This window comes from Amycolatopsis sp. NPDC004772 (genome assembly GCF_053601215.1).
On sequence record NZ_JBSGBK010000138.1, the window covers coordinates 1 to 14440 of the forward strand.

Annotated in this window: 9 protein-coding genes and 1 pseudogene; 4 read left to right on the forward strand and 6 right to left on the reverse strand. The window is 71.6% G+C overall.

Annotated elements, in window-relative coordinates; all coding sequences use genetic code 11:
- Positions 1 to 395: 395 nt before the first annotated feature.
- A complete protein-coding gene (locus ACWEF6_RS41040; RefSeq protein ID WP_449687898.1) occupies positions 396 to 1220 on the reverse strand; it encodes a (2Fe-2S)-binding protein in 825 nt (274 codons plus the stop codon).
- 358 nt (positions 1221 to 1578) lie between these two features.
- On the opposite strand from ACWEF6_RS41040, the gene ACWEF6_RS41045 reads away from it, so the two are divergent.
- Together ACWEF6_RS41045 and ACWEF6_RS41050 are read left to right on the forward strand one after the other, a co-directional pair.
- Entirely contained in the window at positions 1579 to 4137 is a 2559-nt protein-coding gene (locus tag ACWEF6_RS41045) for an ATP-dependent Clp protease ATP-binding subunit (protein ID WP_449687899.1), read from the forward strand.
- A 251-nt stretch (positions 4138 to 4388) separates the two neighbouring features.
- Positions 4389 to 6080: pseudogene (locus ACWEF6_RS41050) on the forward strand (Hsp70 family protein).
- A 1-nt stretch (position 6081) separates the two neighbouring features.
- Here the strand turns inward: ACWEF6_RS41050 and ACWEF6_RS41055 are convergent.
- Genes ACWEF6_RS41055 through ACWEF6_RS41065 form a run of 3 tightly spaced genes read right to left on the reverse strand, consistent with a single transcriptional unit; the run spans position 6082 to position 7979 of the window.
- Positions 6082 to 6546 carry a YbaB/EbfC family nucleoid-associated protein gene (locus ACWEF6_RS41055; RefSeq protein ID WP_449687900.1) on the reverse strand — a complete coding sequence of 155 codons (465 nt, stop codon included), beginning with the start codon at positions 6544 to 6546 and terminating at the stop codon, positions 6082 to 6084.
- Complete coding sequence (locus ACWEF6_RS41060) at positions 6539 to 7597, reverse strand: hypothetical protein (protein WP_449687901.1); 1059 nt, start codon at positions 7595 to 7597, stop codon at positions 6539 to 6541. The genes ACWEF6_RS41055 and ACWEF6_RS41060 overlap by 8 nt, the downstream gene beginning before the upstream one ends.
- A gap of 1 nt (position 7598) precedes the next feature.
- Positions 7599 to 7979 carry a hypothetical protein gene (locus tag ACWEF6_RS41065; RefSeq protein WP_449687902.1) on the reverse strand — a complete coding sequence of 127 codons (381 nt, stop codon included), beginning with the start codon at positions 7977 to 7979 and terminating at the stop codon, positions 7599 to 7601.
- 161 nt (positions 7980 to 8140) lie between these two features.
- Between ACWEF6_RS41065 and ACWEF6_RS41070 the strand changes: the two genes are divergently transcribed.
- Positions 8141 to 8803 carry an Ig-like domain-containing protein gene (locus ACWEF6_RS41070; protein WP_449687903.1) on the forward strand — a complete coding sequence of 221 codons (663 nt, stop codon included), beginning with the start codon at positions 8141 to 8143 and terminating at the stop codon, positions 8801 to 8803.
- Here the strand turns inward: ACWEF6_RS41070 and pcp are convergent.
- Together pcp and ACWEF6_RS41080 are read right to left on the reverse strand one after the other, a co-directional pair.
- Complete coding sequence (gene pcp, locus ACWEF6_RS41075; protein ID WP_449687904.1) at positions 8800 to 9441, reverse strand: pyroglutamyl-peptidase I; 642 nt, start codon at positions 9439 to 9441, stop codon at positions 8800 to 8802. The genes ACWEF6_RS41070 and pcp overlap by 4 nt on opposite strands.
- A gap of 68 nt (positions 9442 to 9509) precedes the next feature.
- The gene (locus tag ACWEF6_RS41080) at positions 9510 to 10943 is read right to left on the reverse strand and encodes a M1 family metallopeptidase (RefSeq protein WP_449687905.1); all 1434 of its coding nucleotides are present in this window, start codon (positions 10941 to 10943) and stop codon (positions 9510 to 9512) included.
- Positions 10944 to 11201: 258 nt separating this feature from the next.
- On the opposite strand from ACWEF6_RS41080, the gene ACWEF6_RS41085 reads away from it, so the two are divergent.
- On the forward strand, positions 11202 to 14360 hold the full coding sequence (locus ACWEF6_RS41085; RefSeq protein ID WP_449687906.1) for a BTAD domain-containing putative transcriptional regulator: 3159 nt from the start codon (positions 11202 to 11204) through the stop codon (positions 14358 to 14360).
- Positions 14361 to 14440: the final 80 nt, after the last annotated feature.

Genomic DNA, 14440 nt, shown 5'->3' on the forward strand with positions numbered 1-14440 from the left:
TCGCTCGCGACACCTCGCGACCGCTCACACTCTACGGAATACTCCCTTGACCAGCACAAACGACTTTGCCGGAACCCTGCCTGGGAGCGGCGGGGGCTCCGCGGAAGTCGGAGCGCCCTTCAGGCCGGACATTTCACCGGCCCGAACGAGACGCGGACGCCCAAACCGGCACCCAGCCCAGACCTGCCCCGCCACTCCGATCCGAAGCCCGAACACGGCCGGTGGTGCCGGGTCAAGGCACGCTTTCCCGCCTTGACGCGGTACCACTGGCCGTAGTGACAATCACGGCTTCGGGGTGGCGGGCCGCTCACCGGACGACCCGCCCGAAGTCACCTGCACCCCCGGGCAGAGACCAGCCAGCAGACCGCAGTCCCGCCCTACCTGGGGAGACAGGGCTACCGCGAGCAGGTGCGCGGACAGCCGTCGCACTCCGCTGACGACGGCAGCAAGTACGAAAAGCAGCAGCTCTCCCGCCGCCGCGTCCACTCGCGGTGGCCTTCCGGCCCCTCCTCCAGCCGCAGCGTCGATGCCGACGTCAGCGGTGGGTACCGCTCGTCCAGCACCAACGCCGCGTCCGCTACCCCCGCGCCCTCGGCTTCCGGTGTTCCGCCCTGGCGGCCCGCCCACCACAGGGAGTTCTCCAGCGCGTCCGTCGCCGCCGCCCAGAGGGTGCGGCGGCCCAGTCTGCTCACCGGCGCGTACACCCGCACGAACTTCGCCGCGTGCGCCAGGTAGCGCGCCCGCAGGACCGCCGCCAGGGCTCGCTCGTCGCGGACCACCGTGGCCTCCGGGCGGGCCGAGCCCGGGTCCGTCGGGAGGCAGTGGAACGCGTCACCCAGCAGGGCCATGCCGTCCGGGTGGGGGCGGTCGTCCGACAACCGGAACGCCAGCTCCGCCGGCGCGAGGGAGGGCACCCGGCGCTCGTGGTGCCACAGCAGCGCGCCGACGTACGCCGGGACGTGCAGATACCAGGTCAGCACCCAGCTGGCCGTCGTGCGGTCCGGGGCCGCGGAGTGCTCCCGGACCAGCCAGTCGCCCAGCAAGCCACGCCATTCGCCGAAGTGCGCGGACGTCTCCAGCAGCTCCGAACAGCGGATCCAGCCCGCCGGGACGTCGCTGCGCAGCTCGGTGCGTTCCTGCAGGCCCGCGAGGCGCCGCAACGACGACGCGAGGCCGTCGCCGACCTCGCGTGCGTCACGGAAGGACCGCTGCTGGTTCAACCGCGGACCTCCTCGGACGCGTAGTTGATTAGGCGTGCCTAACCTTACAGACTTCCGGGAGCTCCGCCAATCGGGTGGGGTACTCCCAGCTTGCGGACTGTTCGCGGTGAGCGGACACCGCGCGGATGGCGGAATCCGGATGGCGCTCCGCACGTTGTGCTTGACGTAAAGGTGCAGGGCAACCTGATGATGGGAGCACCCGGGAGATGCCACGTCCGGGTGCGGAAACGACCGCCGAGAGCCGTAGTGGTACGCCAGCGCGACGGCTTGGCTACTAGAGTGGTCTCACGGTGCTGAATCCATCGCGGTGAAAGCACGATGGAAACGGGCCGCCGGCGCAGCAGTCGAGGGAGTGCACATGTTTGAGAGGTTCACCGACCGCGCGAGGCGGGTGGTCGTCCTGGCTCAAGAAGAGGCCAGGATGCTCAACCACAACTACATCGGCACCGAGCACATCCTCCTGGGTCTGATCCACGAGGGTGAGGGTGTCGCCGCCAAGGCGCTGGAGTCGCTGGGCATCGCCCTGGAGGGCGTGCGCCAGCAGGTCGAGGAGATCATCGGCCAGGGCCAGCAGGCGCCGAGCGGGCACATCCCGTTCACGCCGCGCGCCAAGAAGGTGCTGGAGCTGTCGCTGCGCGAGGCGCTGCAGCTCGGCCACAACTACATCGGCACCGAGCACATCCTGCTCGGCCTGATCCGCGAGGGCGAGGGCGTCGCCGCGCAGGTCCTGGTCAAGCTGGGAGCGGACCTCAACCGGGTCCGCCAGCAGGTGCTGCAGCTGCTCTCGGGCTACCAGGGCGGCAAGGAGTCCACCGAAACCGGTTCCGGCCGCGGTGAGGGCACCCCGTCGTCTTCGCTGGTCCTGGACCAGTTCGGCCGCAACATGACCGTGCTCGCCCGCGAGGGCAAGCTCGACCCGGTCATCGGGCGCGGCAAGGAGATCGAGCGGGTCATGCAGGTGCTGTCCCGCCGCACCAAGAACAACCCGGTGCTCATCGGCGAGCCCGGCGTCGGCAAGACCGCCGTCGTCGAAGGCCTCGCGCAGAGCATCGTCAAGGGCGAGGTGCCCGAGACGCTCAAGGACAAGCAGCTCTACACGCTGGACCTGGGGTCCCTGGTCGCCGGCTCCCGCTACCGCGGTGACTTCGAAGAGCGCCTGAAGAAGGTGCTCAAGGAGATCAAGACCCGCGGCGACATCATCCTGTTCATCGACGAGCTGCACACGCTGGTCGGGGCGGGTGCCGCCGAGGGCGCGATCGACGCGGCTTCGATCCTGAAGCCGATGCTCGCCCGCGGTGAGCTGCAGACGATCGGCGCGACCACGCTCGAGGAGTACCGCAAGTACATCGAGAAGGACGCCGCCCTCGAGCGCCGGTTCCAGCCGATCCAGGTCGGCGAGCCGTCGCTGGAGCACACGATCGAGATCCTCAAGGGCCTGCGCGACCGGTACGAGGCGCACCACCGCGTCTCGATCACCGACTCGGCGCTGGTCGCCGCCGCCACCCTGGCGGACCGGTACATCAACGACCGGTTCCTCCCGGACAAGGCGATCGACCTGATCGACGAGGCCGGCGCCCGGATGCGCATCCGCCGGATGACCGCGCCGCCGGACCTGCGCGAGTTCGACGAGAAGATCGCGAACGTCCGCCGCGACAAGGAATCCGCGATCGACGCGCAGGACTTCGAGCGGGCCGCCCGCCTGCGTGACGAGGAGAAGACCCTCCTCGGCCAGAAGGGCGAGCGGGAGAAGCAGTGGAAGGACGGCGACCTCGACGTCGTCGCCGAGGTCGACGACGAGCAGATCGCGGAGGTGCTGGCCAACTGGACCGGCATCCCGGTGTTCAAGCTGACCGAGGAGGAGACCACCCGGCTGCTGCGCATGGAGGAAGAGCTCCACAAGCGCATCATCGGCCAGGAGGACGCGGTCAAGGCCGTCTCGCAGGCGATCCGCCGCACGCGGGCGGGCCTGAAGGACCCGAAGCGCCCGTCGGGCTCGTTCATCTTCGCCGGCCCGTCCGGTGTCGGTAAGACCGAGCTGTCGAAGGCGCTGGCCTCGTTCCTGTTCGGCGAGGACGACGCGCTCATCCAGATCGACATGGGTGAGTTCCACGACCGCTACACCGCTTCACGGCTCTTCGGTGCCCCTCCGGGCTACGTCGGCTACGAAGAGGGCGGGCAGCTGACCGAGAAGGTGCGGCGCAAGCCGTTCTCGGTCGTGCTGTTCGACGAGATCGAGAAGGCGCACCAGGAGATCTACAACACGCTCCTGCAGGTGCTGGAGGACGGCCGCCTGACCGACGGTCAGGGCCGCACGGTCGACTTCAAGAACACGGTCCTCATCTTCACGTCCAACCTGGGCACGTCGGACATCTCGAAGTCCGTCTCGCTCGGGTTCGCCGGGTCCAACGACACCGGCACCCGGTACGAGAAGATGAAGCAGAAGGTCAACGAGGAAATGAAGAAGCATTTCCGCCCGGAGTTCCTGAACCGGATCGATGACATCATCGTGTTCCACCAGCTGACGCAGGAACAGATCATCATGATGGTCGACCTGATGATCGGCCGGGTCGAGACCCAGCTCAAGGCCAAGGACATGGAGCTGGAGCTCACGGCCAAGGCGAAGTCGCTGCTGGCCAAGCGCGGCTTCGACCCGGTGCTGGGCGCGCGGCCGCTGCGCCGCACGATCCAGCGCGAGATCGAGGACCAGCTGTCGGAGAAGATCCTGTTCGGCGAGGTCGAGCCGGGTCAGATCATCCTGGTCGACGTCGAAGGCTGGAGCGGCAACCCGGAGGACAAGGACGACCAGGCGCGCTTCACCTTCCGCGGCGAGCGTCGCCCGTCGTCCATCCCGGACGCCCCGCCGGTGAGCATCGGCGCGGGCCACGAGGAGCAGGGCGGCGAAGCCGAAGGCGAGTGATCGTCGCTTAGCGCGCCAGGAGGGCGGTTCCCCCAGTGGGGAGCCGCCCTTCGGCGTTCCCGGACCCAAGCGCCCCCGCGCCTCGGGCGGCCGTGGCCGCTACATCACGGCCCTTGGCGGCCGCATGCGGGTGGTCGCCGAATTCGAGGACCACGACGTCACGTTTCGGCCGCTCAGCGGGACTCTGCCTGATCGGAGCCACCCCTCGGGCCCGTGAGACGATGCCCGCGGACCTTGGGAGGGGAATCCGCGTGGACGTGCTCTCGATCGACTTCGGGACTTCGAGCACGGTCGGTGTGCTCTCCGCCTTCGGGCGGGGGCCCCGGGCGATCGAGGTCGACGGGTCGGTCACCATGTCCTCCGCCGTCTACGTCAACGATGACGGCCTGCTCGTCGTCGGCCAGGATGCCGAGCGGCGGGCGCGGCTCGATCCCAGCCGGTTCGAACCGAACCCCAAACGGCGGATCGACGAAGGCGCCATCAGGCTCGGCGACGTCGACGTCCCGATCGCCGATGCCTTCGCCGCCGTCCTGCGGCGGATGGGCGAGGAAGCCGAACGGCAGCTCGGCCGCCCGCCCGCGCAGACCCGGATCTCGCACCCCGCCGGCTGGGGCGCCGACCGGCAGGACGTGCTGCGGGACGCCGCCGCGCAAGCGCGGCTCGCCGATGTGCGGCTGATCCCCGAACCCGTGGCCGCCGCGGCGCACTACGCCAGTCTCGGGCGGCGGGGCGGCGGCCCCATCGGCGTCTACGACCTCGGGGCCGGCACCTTCGACTGCGCCGTCGTCGGGGTCACCCAGCAGGGCTTCACCGTGCTCGCCGAGGACGGCCTGCCCGACCTCGGCAGCCTCGACATCGACCAGGCGCTGCTCGTCCACATCGGACGCGAGGTGTCGCACGCCGATCCCGCGCAGTGGCAACGCCTCCTGCGCCCGCAGACCACCGCCGACCGCCGGACGCGGCGGGCGCTGCTGCAGGATGTCCGGGACGCCAAGGAAAGCCTCTCGCGGCACGCGCAGACCCACGTGCCGATGCCCTAGCCGTTCGGCGACGTCCTGGTCAGCCGGGACGAGCTCGAAGCGCTCGTGCGGCCCAGCCTGCTGCGCAGCGCCGAGCTGCTCGGTGCCACCATCCGGCGCGCCCGGCTCACGCCCGCGCAGCTCGCCGGCGTCTACCTCGTCGGCGGCCCGAGCCGGATGCCGCTGCTGGCCACCCTGCTCGGACGGCAGCTCGGCGTCACGCCGACCACGCAGGACCAGCCCGAAACGGCCGTCGCGTTCGGACTCCACCACGTTCCGCTCGGCACCACCAGCGACCTCACCGTGCCCGCGTTCGCACCCGTCCGCCCGCCGGTGACGCCGCCGCGGCCGCAACCCTGGCAACAGCAGGCAGTGCCACCGCGGCCGGCGCCGCCACCGGAACCGCGCCGGAAGCGCAAGCCCTGGTTCCTCGCGCTCGCCGTGCTCCTGGTCGCCGCGGTGGTGGCCACCGTCGTCGTGTTCGTCATCCGCGATGGGACCGCGCGGGCCGCGGCGGACTGCACGCAGACGACCGAGCGCGACCGGGCCGGCTTCACCCCGTGCCTGCGCTTGCTGGCCGGTTCCGTCCCGGACCGGAGCACCTGCAAGGACAACGGCCACTTCGCCCAGCTGCTGGGCGCCCAGCTCTCGGTCATCTGCGCCTTCACGGGCGGCAGTGTCAGCTACTACCAGGGCGTGACCACCGAATACATCGAGGTGAACACGAAGCTGACGCCCGCCGGCCGCGGCACCTGGGACGGCGGCGGGCTGCACGGCGAGTACGTCGCCAGTGCCGACAAGAAGTCGTCGATCGTGCTTTTCGGCGTGGCCGAGCGCCGGGTGGCCGCGATCTACCTCACGGAAGAACCCCGCCGCCTCGAGGACCTGATCGCCGGCTTCTCCAGCCAGGTCAAGCCGGCCTGAGTCACCAGGCCCGGTCGAGCCGCATGCCGCGGCCGTACCAGTCGTCGTCGGCGACCGGCCCGGCCGGCGGCGGCTCGGCCGGGGCGTCCGACGACCGGTCCTTGAGCACCTTGCCGTCCGGCTCGGCCACCGGGGCGGACGGCGCCGGCGCGGCGAGCGGGACCGGCTCCGGCTCGAACTGCACCCGCCAGCGCAGCCGGTCCATCAGGTAACCGCCGCTGCCCAGCGGCGCCAGCAGCTGCCCGGTCCGCTTCGCCGACTCGCGCTGGGCCTCGACGTACGTGCGCAGGACGGCGTCCGCGATCTCCGTCGGCGACATCCCGGAGACGGCGTCGGTGAGCCGCAGCCGGGTCAGCACACCGTCGGTGTTGACCGACAGCGAAACCGCGCCGTCGGCGGACGTCGCCGTCGCCGACAGCGCGGACAGTTCCGCCAGGAGGGCGTCGCGGTCCGGGCCGTCAGCCATCCAGCCTCCCGGCGTGGGTGGCGCCGCTGGACACCTGGCCGTCGGGGGCGATGTCGACGTTCGCGTCGCGGACGTTCTTCTCGGTCCGCCTTGACGTGCGGTCGGTTTCGAAGTTGTCCGGGTCGAAGCTCGAGCCGGGGCTGACGTCCGGCGCGTCGGGGATCTTCGGCAGGTCGACGGCTTCGTCGCCGATGCGGTCCGCCAGCTTCTGCGCGGCGTCGCCGGCGCCGTCGCGGATCTTGCCCGCGCTGTCGAGGAAGCTCTGGTACAGGTCGAACCCGTTGTCACCGGTGATCTCCGCCTGGTTCGCCACGACCGCGGTGATCGCGCCGCCGGCGGCGTTCCCGGCGACGATCGCGCCGTTGGCCATGGTGAAGATCGTCGCGCCCGCCGCGGCGCCCGCGCCGGCGGTGGCCACGGTGAGCAGCCCGGTGACCGCGCCCGCGAACGTCGCCGCCAACACCTTCGACATGGCCGCTTCGCGCTTGCGCTCCTGCGACTTCTGGTAGTCCTCCGCCGTGCTCTTGAACGTGGAACCGAGGTTGCTGAGGTCCTGCCGGGCCGATGCGATGGCTTCGCGCGCGGCGACGATGTCGCTCTCCAGGATGGTGATCTTGGTTTCGACCTCGGTGAAGGTGTCCGCGAGCTCGTTGAGGTAGGCCTTGACGGCGTTGGCCGCGGAACCGCGCCAGACGTCGAGGAACTGCCGGGCGTCGTCGAGCTTCGGGCCGGAGTCGCGCTGCAGCGCCTTCCAGACGGCGTCGTGCCGCATGATCAGGCTCTGCAGGCCCTCGGCCGACTCGTGGTCGATGTCGGCGTCGGAGAACTCGCGGTAGATGGCGGCGACGTCGTCCTGCATCTTCCGGAAGCCGTCGTCGCCGGGGCCCAGGCCGAAGATCCAGTCGGTCATCCGCAGGATTTCCAGCGCGTCGAGGGCGTCGGTCGCGCCCTGCTTCAGGTCCTCGGAGACGCCGTCCAGGAGCTCGGTGCGGCGGTCGTCGCCACCCGACATCGGCTGGGCGTCGAGCCCGGTGTCGAAGTAGCCGTCCACGTCAGTTCCCCTCCAGGCCGGCGGCCGCGCGGTTGACGCGCTGCTTCGAGTCCTCGTCGGCCTTCTCGTACAGCTCCGCGACCCGCATCAGCGCGTGGCTGGTGTCCGCCGTGGTCTGGTGCAGCTGCGCGACCAGCTTCCGGATCTTCGCCAGGTGGTCGTTGTAGGCCGCGGCGACGGCCGGCATGCCGAGCGTGCGGCCGAAGGCGTTGTCCGCCGGGAACATCGCGCCGAGGCCGCCGAAGAACCCGCCGCCCTCCGACTTGACGGGGACGTCGGTGCCGCGCAGGCCGTTCGACGCGGCTTCCGCGGCGTCGGCCGCTCCCTGGAGGGCTCGGGCCGAGTCCCGCAGGTCCTGCAGGTCGGTCTCGAATCCGATCATCACTCACCTCTTCTTCGGCTGCGCGTTCCGGACATGTAAACACCGTTCGATCACCCGGCAGGGAGGTTTGCCGGCGGTGTGCGTCAGATCACGGACGGCTCGCCGTACCGCCGAACGGGGGAATGTCGTCCGTGCCGGGTGGTCTCGACGCTCCTACCTGCATGAGCACAGTCACGAAACCCCGGGCGCCCACCGTGCGGCGTCAGCTGCGCGAGGCGAAACGCTTCTCCTGGACGGGATTCGCGGTCACGGTCGGGGCGTCGCTGCTCGGCACGCTCGTCCCGGCGGCGATCGGGGCGGGCCCGGACGCGACGCTGATCTCCACGCTCGTGGTCACGGTCCTGGCGGCGGGCGGGTTCACCGCCAAGGACGGCAGTGCCCGCGGCATCAAGGCGATCGCGATCGTCCTGCTGGCGACGGGCGCGCTGGTCCTGACGGTCACCGGGGTGACCGTCCTCGACCTGGTGCGCGGCCGCCCGGCGACGTTCCCGGGCGTGCCGGAGGTGGCCGCGGAGCCGCGGGTGATCGTCCCGGAGTCGGTCACCTGCCCCGAGACCCCGGTGCACACGACGACGACCTGCGTGGTGGCGGTCCGCAGCGTCGGCGCGAGCGCGTTGCGGGTCAGCGGGATCGAGCTGGACAGCAAGGACTTCACGGTGGACGCGAGCGCGTGCGTCGGCCACGACGTCGAGCCGGGCCGCCGGTGCACGCTGCTGGTCACCTTCACGCCGGCCTGGAGCGGCGACCGGGTCACGGACCTGACGATCCACCACAACGTCCCGGGCCCCGCGGCCTTCGTCGAACTCACCGGCCGCGGCGGTTAGTGCTCCGCGCCCGCGCTGACCGCCAAGTCCTCCGTCACGCGCAACGCCGTGTCCGCCAAGGCTTCCAGCGCGTCGGCGATCCGGTCCACGCCCAGTGATGCCTCGGCCTTTCCCGAAGCCGCGACCTGCTCCGGGCTGAACGGAACGTGCACGAAGCCGCCGCGTACGCCGGGGAACTCCGTGGCCAGCAGGTGCATCAAGCCGTAGAAGACCTGGTTGCACACGTACGTCCCGGCGGTGTGGGACACCGACGCCGGTACGCCGGCCTCGCGGATCGCCGCCACGCAGGCCTTCACCGGCAACGTCGAGAAGTACGCCGCCGGGCCGTCCGGGACCACCGGGGCGTCCAGGGGCTGGGCGCCCGCGTTGTCCGGGATGCGGGCGTCGATCAGGTTGATCGCCACGCGCTCCGGGGTCACCTCGGCCCGGCCGCCCGCCTGGCCGGTGCAGACGACCAGCGACGGCCGGTGTTCCGCCAGCGTCCGCCGCAGCGCGGGCAGGGATGTCTCGAACTCGCACGGCAGTTCCACCGCCGCGACGTCGTCCCGGCGGGCGGCCACCAGCGAAACCGCCTGCCAGGACGGGTTGACCGACTCGCCGCCGAACGGCGCGAACCCCGTCATCAGCACCCTGGCCATACCGTCCTCCCCGAAGCGAAAGCGTCGAGGCCACCCTACGTCCGCAGGGTGGCCTCGACGACCGGCGCTCAGGCGGCGGGCTTGAGCCCACCCGGGTAGAGGTACTGGTCGGCGGGCTTGCCGCTGCCGTACACCCACGCGTCGAAGAAGCCCTGGAGGCTCCGGTGCGCCGCGAATTCGGTGAACCGCTGGAACTCCTGCACGCTCGCGTTCCCGTCGCGGTGCAGCGACGGCCAGGTCTTCAGGACCCAGGAAAACGCCTGCTCACCGATGTAGTTGCGCAGCGCGTGCAGCATCATCGGGCCCTTCGAGTACACGTACGTGAACTCGTTGCCCTGACCCATGTCGTAGAGCTTGCCGTTCCACAGCCGCGCCGACGCCGTCTTGACGTCGTTCGCGTACTGGGCGTTCAGGTCGACGCCCTCCTTCGCCTCGTCCCACAGCCAGGTGGCGTAGGAGGCGAAGCACTCGTTGAGGCAGACGTCGCGCCAGTGCGCGACCGCCACCGAGTCGCCGTACCACTGGTGGGCGTTCTCGTGGACGATCGTCGGGACCGTGCCCGCCCAGCCCGCCGAGTAGATCGGCCGGCTCATCGTCTCCAGCGAGAAGCCGATCTGCTCGTTGAGGAAGATGCCGCCCGCCGCGTCGATCGGGTACTTGCCGAACTTCGACTCGAGGAAGTCGAGGATCTCCGGCAGCCGGGCCTCGGCCTGCTTCGTCGAGTCGGGGACGCCGGGCGCGAACGCGCTGACGATCGGGGTCCCGTCCTTGCGCTTCTGGCGGTCGAAGGTCCACTTGTCGATCGCGACGGTCGTCATGTACGGCACGATCGGCGTCTCTTCGGCCCAGACGTGCGTGGTGCCGTTCGGCGTCTTGATCGACGGCTTCTCGCGGCCGTTGGCGATCACGCCCCACTCGTCGGGAACGGTGATCGCGAGGTGGAAGGTGGCCTTGTCGAGCGGCGTGTCGTTGACCGGGTACCAGGTCGTGGCCGACCGCGGCTCGCCGGCGACGAACGCACCGCCCGCCTGGGCGAACTGCCAGCCGTTGTTGCCGAGCGACGGATCGCTGATCGGCGCGGGCACGCCGTGGTAGGCGATTTTCACCTTGAAGTGCTGACCCCGCCACAGCGCGCGCGACGGCGTGACGACCAGCTCGTGATCGCCGGTCCGGCTGAACTTCGCGTCCCGGCCGTCGACCTTGACCGAGTCGACGGTCAGGCCCTTGAAGTCCAAATTGAACGAGCTGAGCGCCTGCGTCGCCCGCGCGGCGATGTCCTGGTTCCCGGTGAGCTGGTGCGACGCCGGGTCGTAGGTGACCTTCAGGTTGTAGTCGGCGACGTCGTAGCCACCGTTGCCGTCCTGCGGGTAGTAGCTGTCGCCGGCGCCATCGCTGCCGGGCTTCGGCGCACCCCAGCCATCGCCCGCGGCGGCGACACCGGTGCCGAGGCAGAGACTGGCGACCACGGCGGCCGCCACCACAACCGGTTTCTGTCCCCTCATGAACGCTCCTGTCCGTGTGCGGATGGGCCTCGTCGGCAACGTATCGCCACGAACGGGTGATCCGGGGAAGCGTGTCGTATTTGTCCGGATAATCAGCACTTCCGTCGGCCCTCCCTGACGTCGGCCCGCGGCCGCTCGGGCGCGGCGGGGCTTCGGGGCCGCCGCCGCGCCGAGCCGGGCGCCCGTCCAGCGCAACCCCGGGCCGGGCATTGGGCGCCGCCGGACCCACCCCGGCCCGCCGTCTGGAAAGCTGGACGCATGCGCGTTGCGCTGCTGGGCCCGCTGCGGGCGGCGGAAGACGATGGCACGCCGATCGACGTCGGGGGTGCTCGGCTTCGCATGCTCCTGGCCAGGCTCGCTCTGGACGCCGGGCGCGCGGTCGCCGCCGATGCGCTCGTCGATGGGCTCTGGGGGGCCGAACCGCCCGCCGACGCGGCCAATGCCCTGCAGTCGCTGGTCTCGCGGCTGCGGAAGGCCCTGCCCGTGGCCGTCGAATCCGGGCCTGGCGGGTACCGGCTCGCGGTGAACGCCGGGGACGTCGATGCCGAACGGTTCGAACGGCTCGCCGCCGAGGGACGCCGTGAGCTGGCTGCGGGCCGGGACGTCCGCGCTGCCGACCTGCTCACCGAGGCCCTCGCGCTCTGGCAGGGTCCCGCGCTTGCCGACGTCCTCGACGCGCCCTTCGCGTCCGCGCCGGCGCGGCGGCTCACCGACCTGCGGGCCGAGGCGGCCGAGGACCGCTTCGACGCCCTGATCCGGCTGGGCCGGCACGCCGGGGTGCTCGCCGACCTGACCGCGGCCGCCGATGCCGATCCGCTGCGCGAACGGCTCGCCGGCCTGCGGATCCGCGCTCTGTGCGCGGCCGGGCGGCAGTCGGAAGCGCTGGCCGTCTACGCCGGGCTCCGTCGCACCCTCGCCGACCAGCTCGGCGTCGATCCCTCGGCCGAGCTGCAGGAGATCCACGTCGCCGCGCTGCGCGGGGAGTTCGCGCCGCCGTCGCCGGTGGCCGACCGGCTGCCCACCCGGCTGACCACGTTCATCGGCCGCGATGACGAGCTCAAGCTGCTGGCCGAGCTGCTCGGCGGCGCCCGGCTGGTCACCCTGACCGGGCCGGGCGGCGCCGGCAAGACGCGGCTGGCCACCGAGGCGGCGTCGCGGCACCCCGCCCACCAGCGGGGCCGGGTCTGGTTCGCCGCGCTGGCCGGCGTCCGCGACCCCGACGACGTCCCCGGCGCGCTGCTGGGCGCCCTGGAGGTCCGGGAGATCCGCGCCGAGACCGAGATCAACCGCCGCCAGCCGGAGCCGGTGGACCAGGCCGTCGAGGTGCTCGGCGGCGAGGAAGCGCTGCTGGTGCTGGACAACTGCGAGCACGTCGTCGACGCCGCCGCGCGGCTGGCCGACGAGCTGCTGCACCGGGCGCCGCGGCTGCGGATCCTGGCCACCAGCCGCGAGCCGCTGGCCATCACCGGGGAGGCGCTGTGCCCGCTCGGCCCGCTGCCGGTGCCCGCGGAACGCGCCGCGCCCGCGGAGGCCGCCGAGCTCGACTCGACGCGGCTGTTCCTCGACCGGGCCGCCGCGGTCCGCCCCGACTTCGTGCTCGATGAGTCCACTGTGGACCATGTCGGCGAGATCTGCCGCCGGCTCGACGGGATGCCGCTGGCCCTGGAGCTGGCCGCGGCGCGGCTGCGGTCGATGACGGTGGCCCAGATCGCCGGCCGGCTCGGCGACCGGTTCCGGCTGCTCACCTCGGGCAGCCGGACGGCGCTGCCGAGGCAGCGGACGCTGCGCGCGGTCGTCGAGTGGAGCTGGGAGCTGCTGGCCGAGCCCGAGCTGGTGCTGGCCCGGCGGCTGGCGGTGTTCGCCGGTGGCGCGGAGCTGACGCCGATCGAGGCCGTCTGCGCCGACGAACTGCTGCCCGCCGCCGACGTGCCGTACGTGCTCGGCAGCCTGGTCGAAAAGTCTATAGTGGACACTGTCGACAGCGGCGGCGAGCCGCGGTACCGGATGCTCGAAACGCTGCGGGTCTACGCCACCGAGCGGCTGGTGGAGTCGGGCGAGCACGACCGGATGCGCCGGGCGATGGCGGGCTACTACGCCGAGCTCGCCCAGCGGCTCGAACCGACGCTGCGCACGGCCGACCAGCTGCGGGCGATCGACCGGTACGAAGCCGAGAGCGCCAACATGATCGCCGCCCTGCGCGGCGCCATCGAGATGTCCGATGTGGACAACGCGGTCGCGTTGCTGGACGGGATGTTCTGGTACCTCACCATCCTCGGCCAGGGCGGCCGGATCGGCTCGCTGATCCGGGAGACCCTCGAGTTCGGCGACCGGCTGCCGCCGGCGGTGCTGGCCGCCTACCAGGCGCTGTGCTACCTGATGGACGCGATCCCGGTCCGGTCCGACCAGCCCGAGATCCTCCGGCTGGTCGACGACTGCGTGCGGAGCAACGCCGTCGACCGGTACCCGGGGCTCGCCGTGGCCCTGCCGATGCTGGCCTTCCTGGGCGGGGACCGGGAGATCGCCGTCCGGGAGGTGCGCCGGGCCGCGCAGCACCCGGACGCGTGGACCCGGGCCGGCGGGCACTGGGTGGAGAGCTTCCTGCTCGACGACGCGGGGGACGTCGAGGGCGCCGACCGGGCCCGCGACCTGGCGCACGCCGGGTTCGAAGCGGTCGGCGACCGCTGGGGCATCGCGATGACGCTGAGCTTCAAGGCGTACTCGCTGTCGCAGAACGGCGACAGCGCCAAGGCCATCGAGATCTACCAGCAGGGCCTGGCGCTGTCGATGGAGCTGCGGTCGTACGAGGACGCCGTGCAGCACTGGTGGCGGCTGGCCGTCGAGCGGGCACGCAGCGGCGACTTCGAAGGGGCCTGGCGCGACCAGGAGGCCGCGGAACGCTACGGCGAAGGCATCACGAACCTGCAGCACCGGGCCATCCTGATGTTCGGCAGGCTCGAACTGCTGCTGCGCACGGGCCGGCTGGCCGAAGCGCGGGCGCTGCTCGACCGCGTCGCCGCGATGGGCGGCGACGACTGGTTCCCCGGCGGCATCGGCGACGAGTTCATCCACGCGTTCGAGGCGCGGCTCCTGCTGGCCCAGGGTCGCGCGGACGAGGCCGAGCCGCACGCGGTGATCGCGATCCGGGCGACGAACCGGCGCGGCGACATGCCGGACCTGGCCGGGGCGGTGGAGCTGCTGGCGATGATCCGCGAGCGGCAGGGCCGTCCCGAGACGGCGGCCCGGGTGCTCGCCGCGTCGGCCGTCATCCGCGGCCGGCTCGACCTTGGCAGTCCCGAGGTGCGGGCGCTCACCGACGCCCTCCGCGCGGTGCTCCCGGACTACGAATCCCGCTACGAAGACGGTCGCCTCCTGTCCAAAAAGGACACGGTCGCCTGGCTCCTGGCCGAACTCGGCTGACGCGGTCGTGGGGGGGGGTGGGGGGGGGGTGCCCGCCGGACACAGACACCCCCCAAGCGGACGGACCCCCCCCGGAGGGG

Bases quoted from the DNA above. Each gene is read 5' to 3' on its own strand.
- pcp (WP_449687904.1), bottom strand. From the start codon at position 9,441: ATGGCCAGGGTGCTGATGACGGGGTTCGCGCCGTTCGGCGGCGAGTCG.
- ACWEF6_RS41080 (WP_449687905.1), bottom strand. From the start codon at position 10,943: ATGAGGGGACAGAAACCGGTTGTGGTGGCGGCCGCCGTGGTCGCCAGT.
- ACWEF6_RS41055 (WP_449687900.1), bottom strand. From the start codon at position 6,546: ATGGCTGACGGCCCGGACCGCGACGCCCTCCTGGCGGAACTGTCCGCG.
- ACWEF6_RS41070 (WP_449687903.1), top strand. From the start codon at position 8,141: ATGAGCACAGTCACGAAACCCCGGGCGCCCACCGTGCGGCGTCAGCTG.
- ACWEF6_RS41085 (WP_449687906.1), top strand. From the start codon at position 11,202: ATGCGCGTTGCGCTGCTGGGCCCGCTGCGGGCGGCGGAAGACGATGGC.
- ACWEF6_RS41065 (WP_449687902.1), bottom strand. From the start codon at position 7,979: ATGATCGGATTCGAGACCGACCTGCAGGACCTGCGGGACTCGGCCCGA.
- ACWEF6_RS41045 (WP_449687899.1), top strand. From the start codon at position 1,579: ATGTTTGAGAGGTTCACCGACCGCGCGAGGCGGGTGGTCGTCCTGGCT.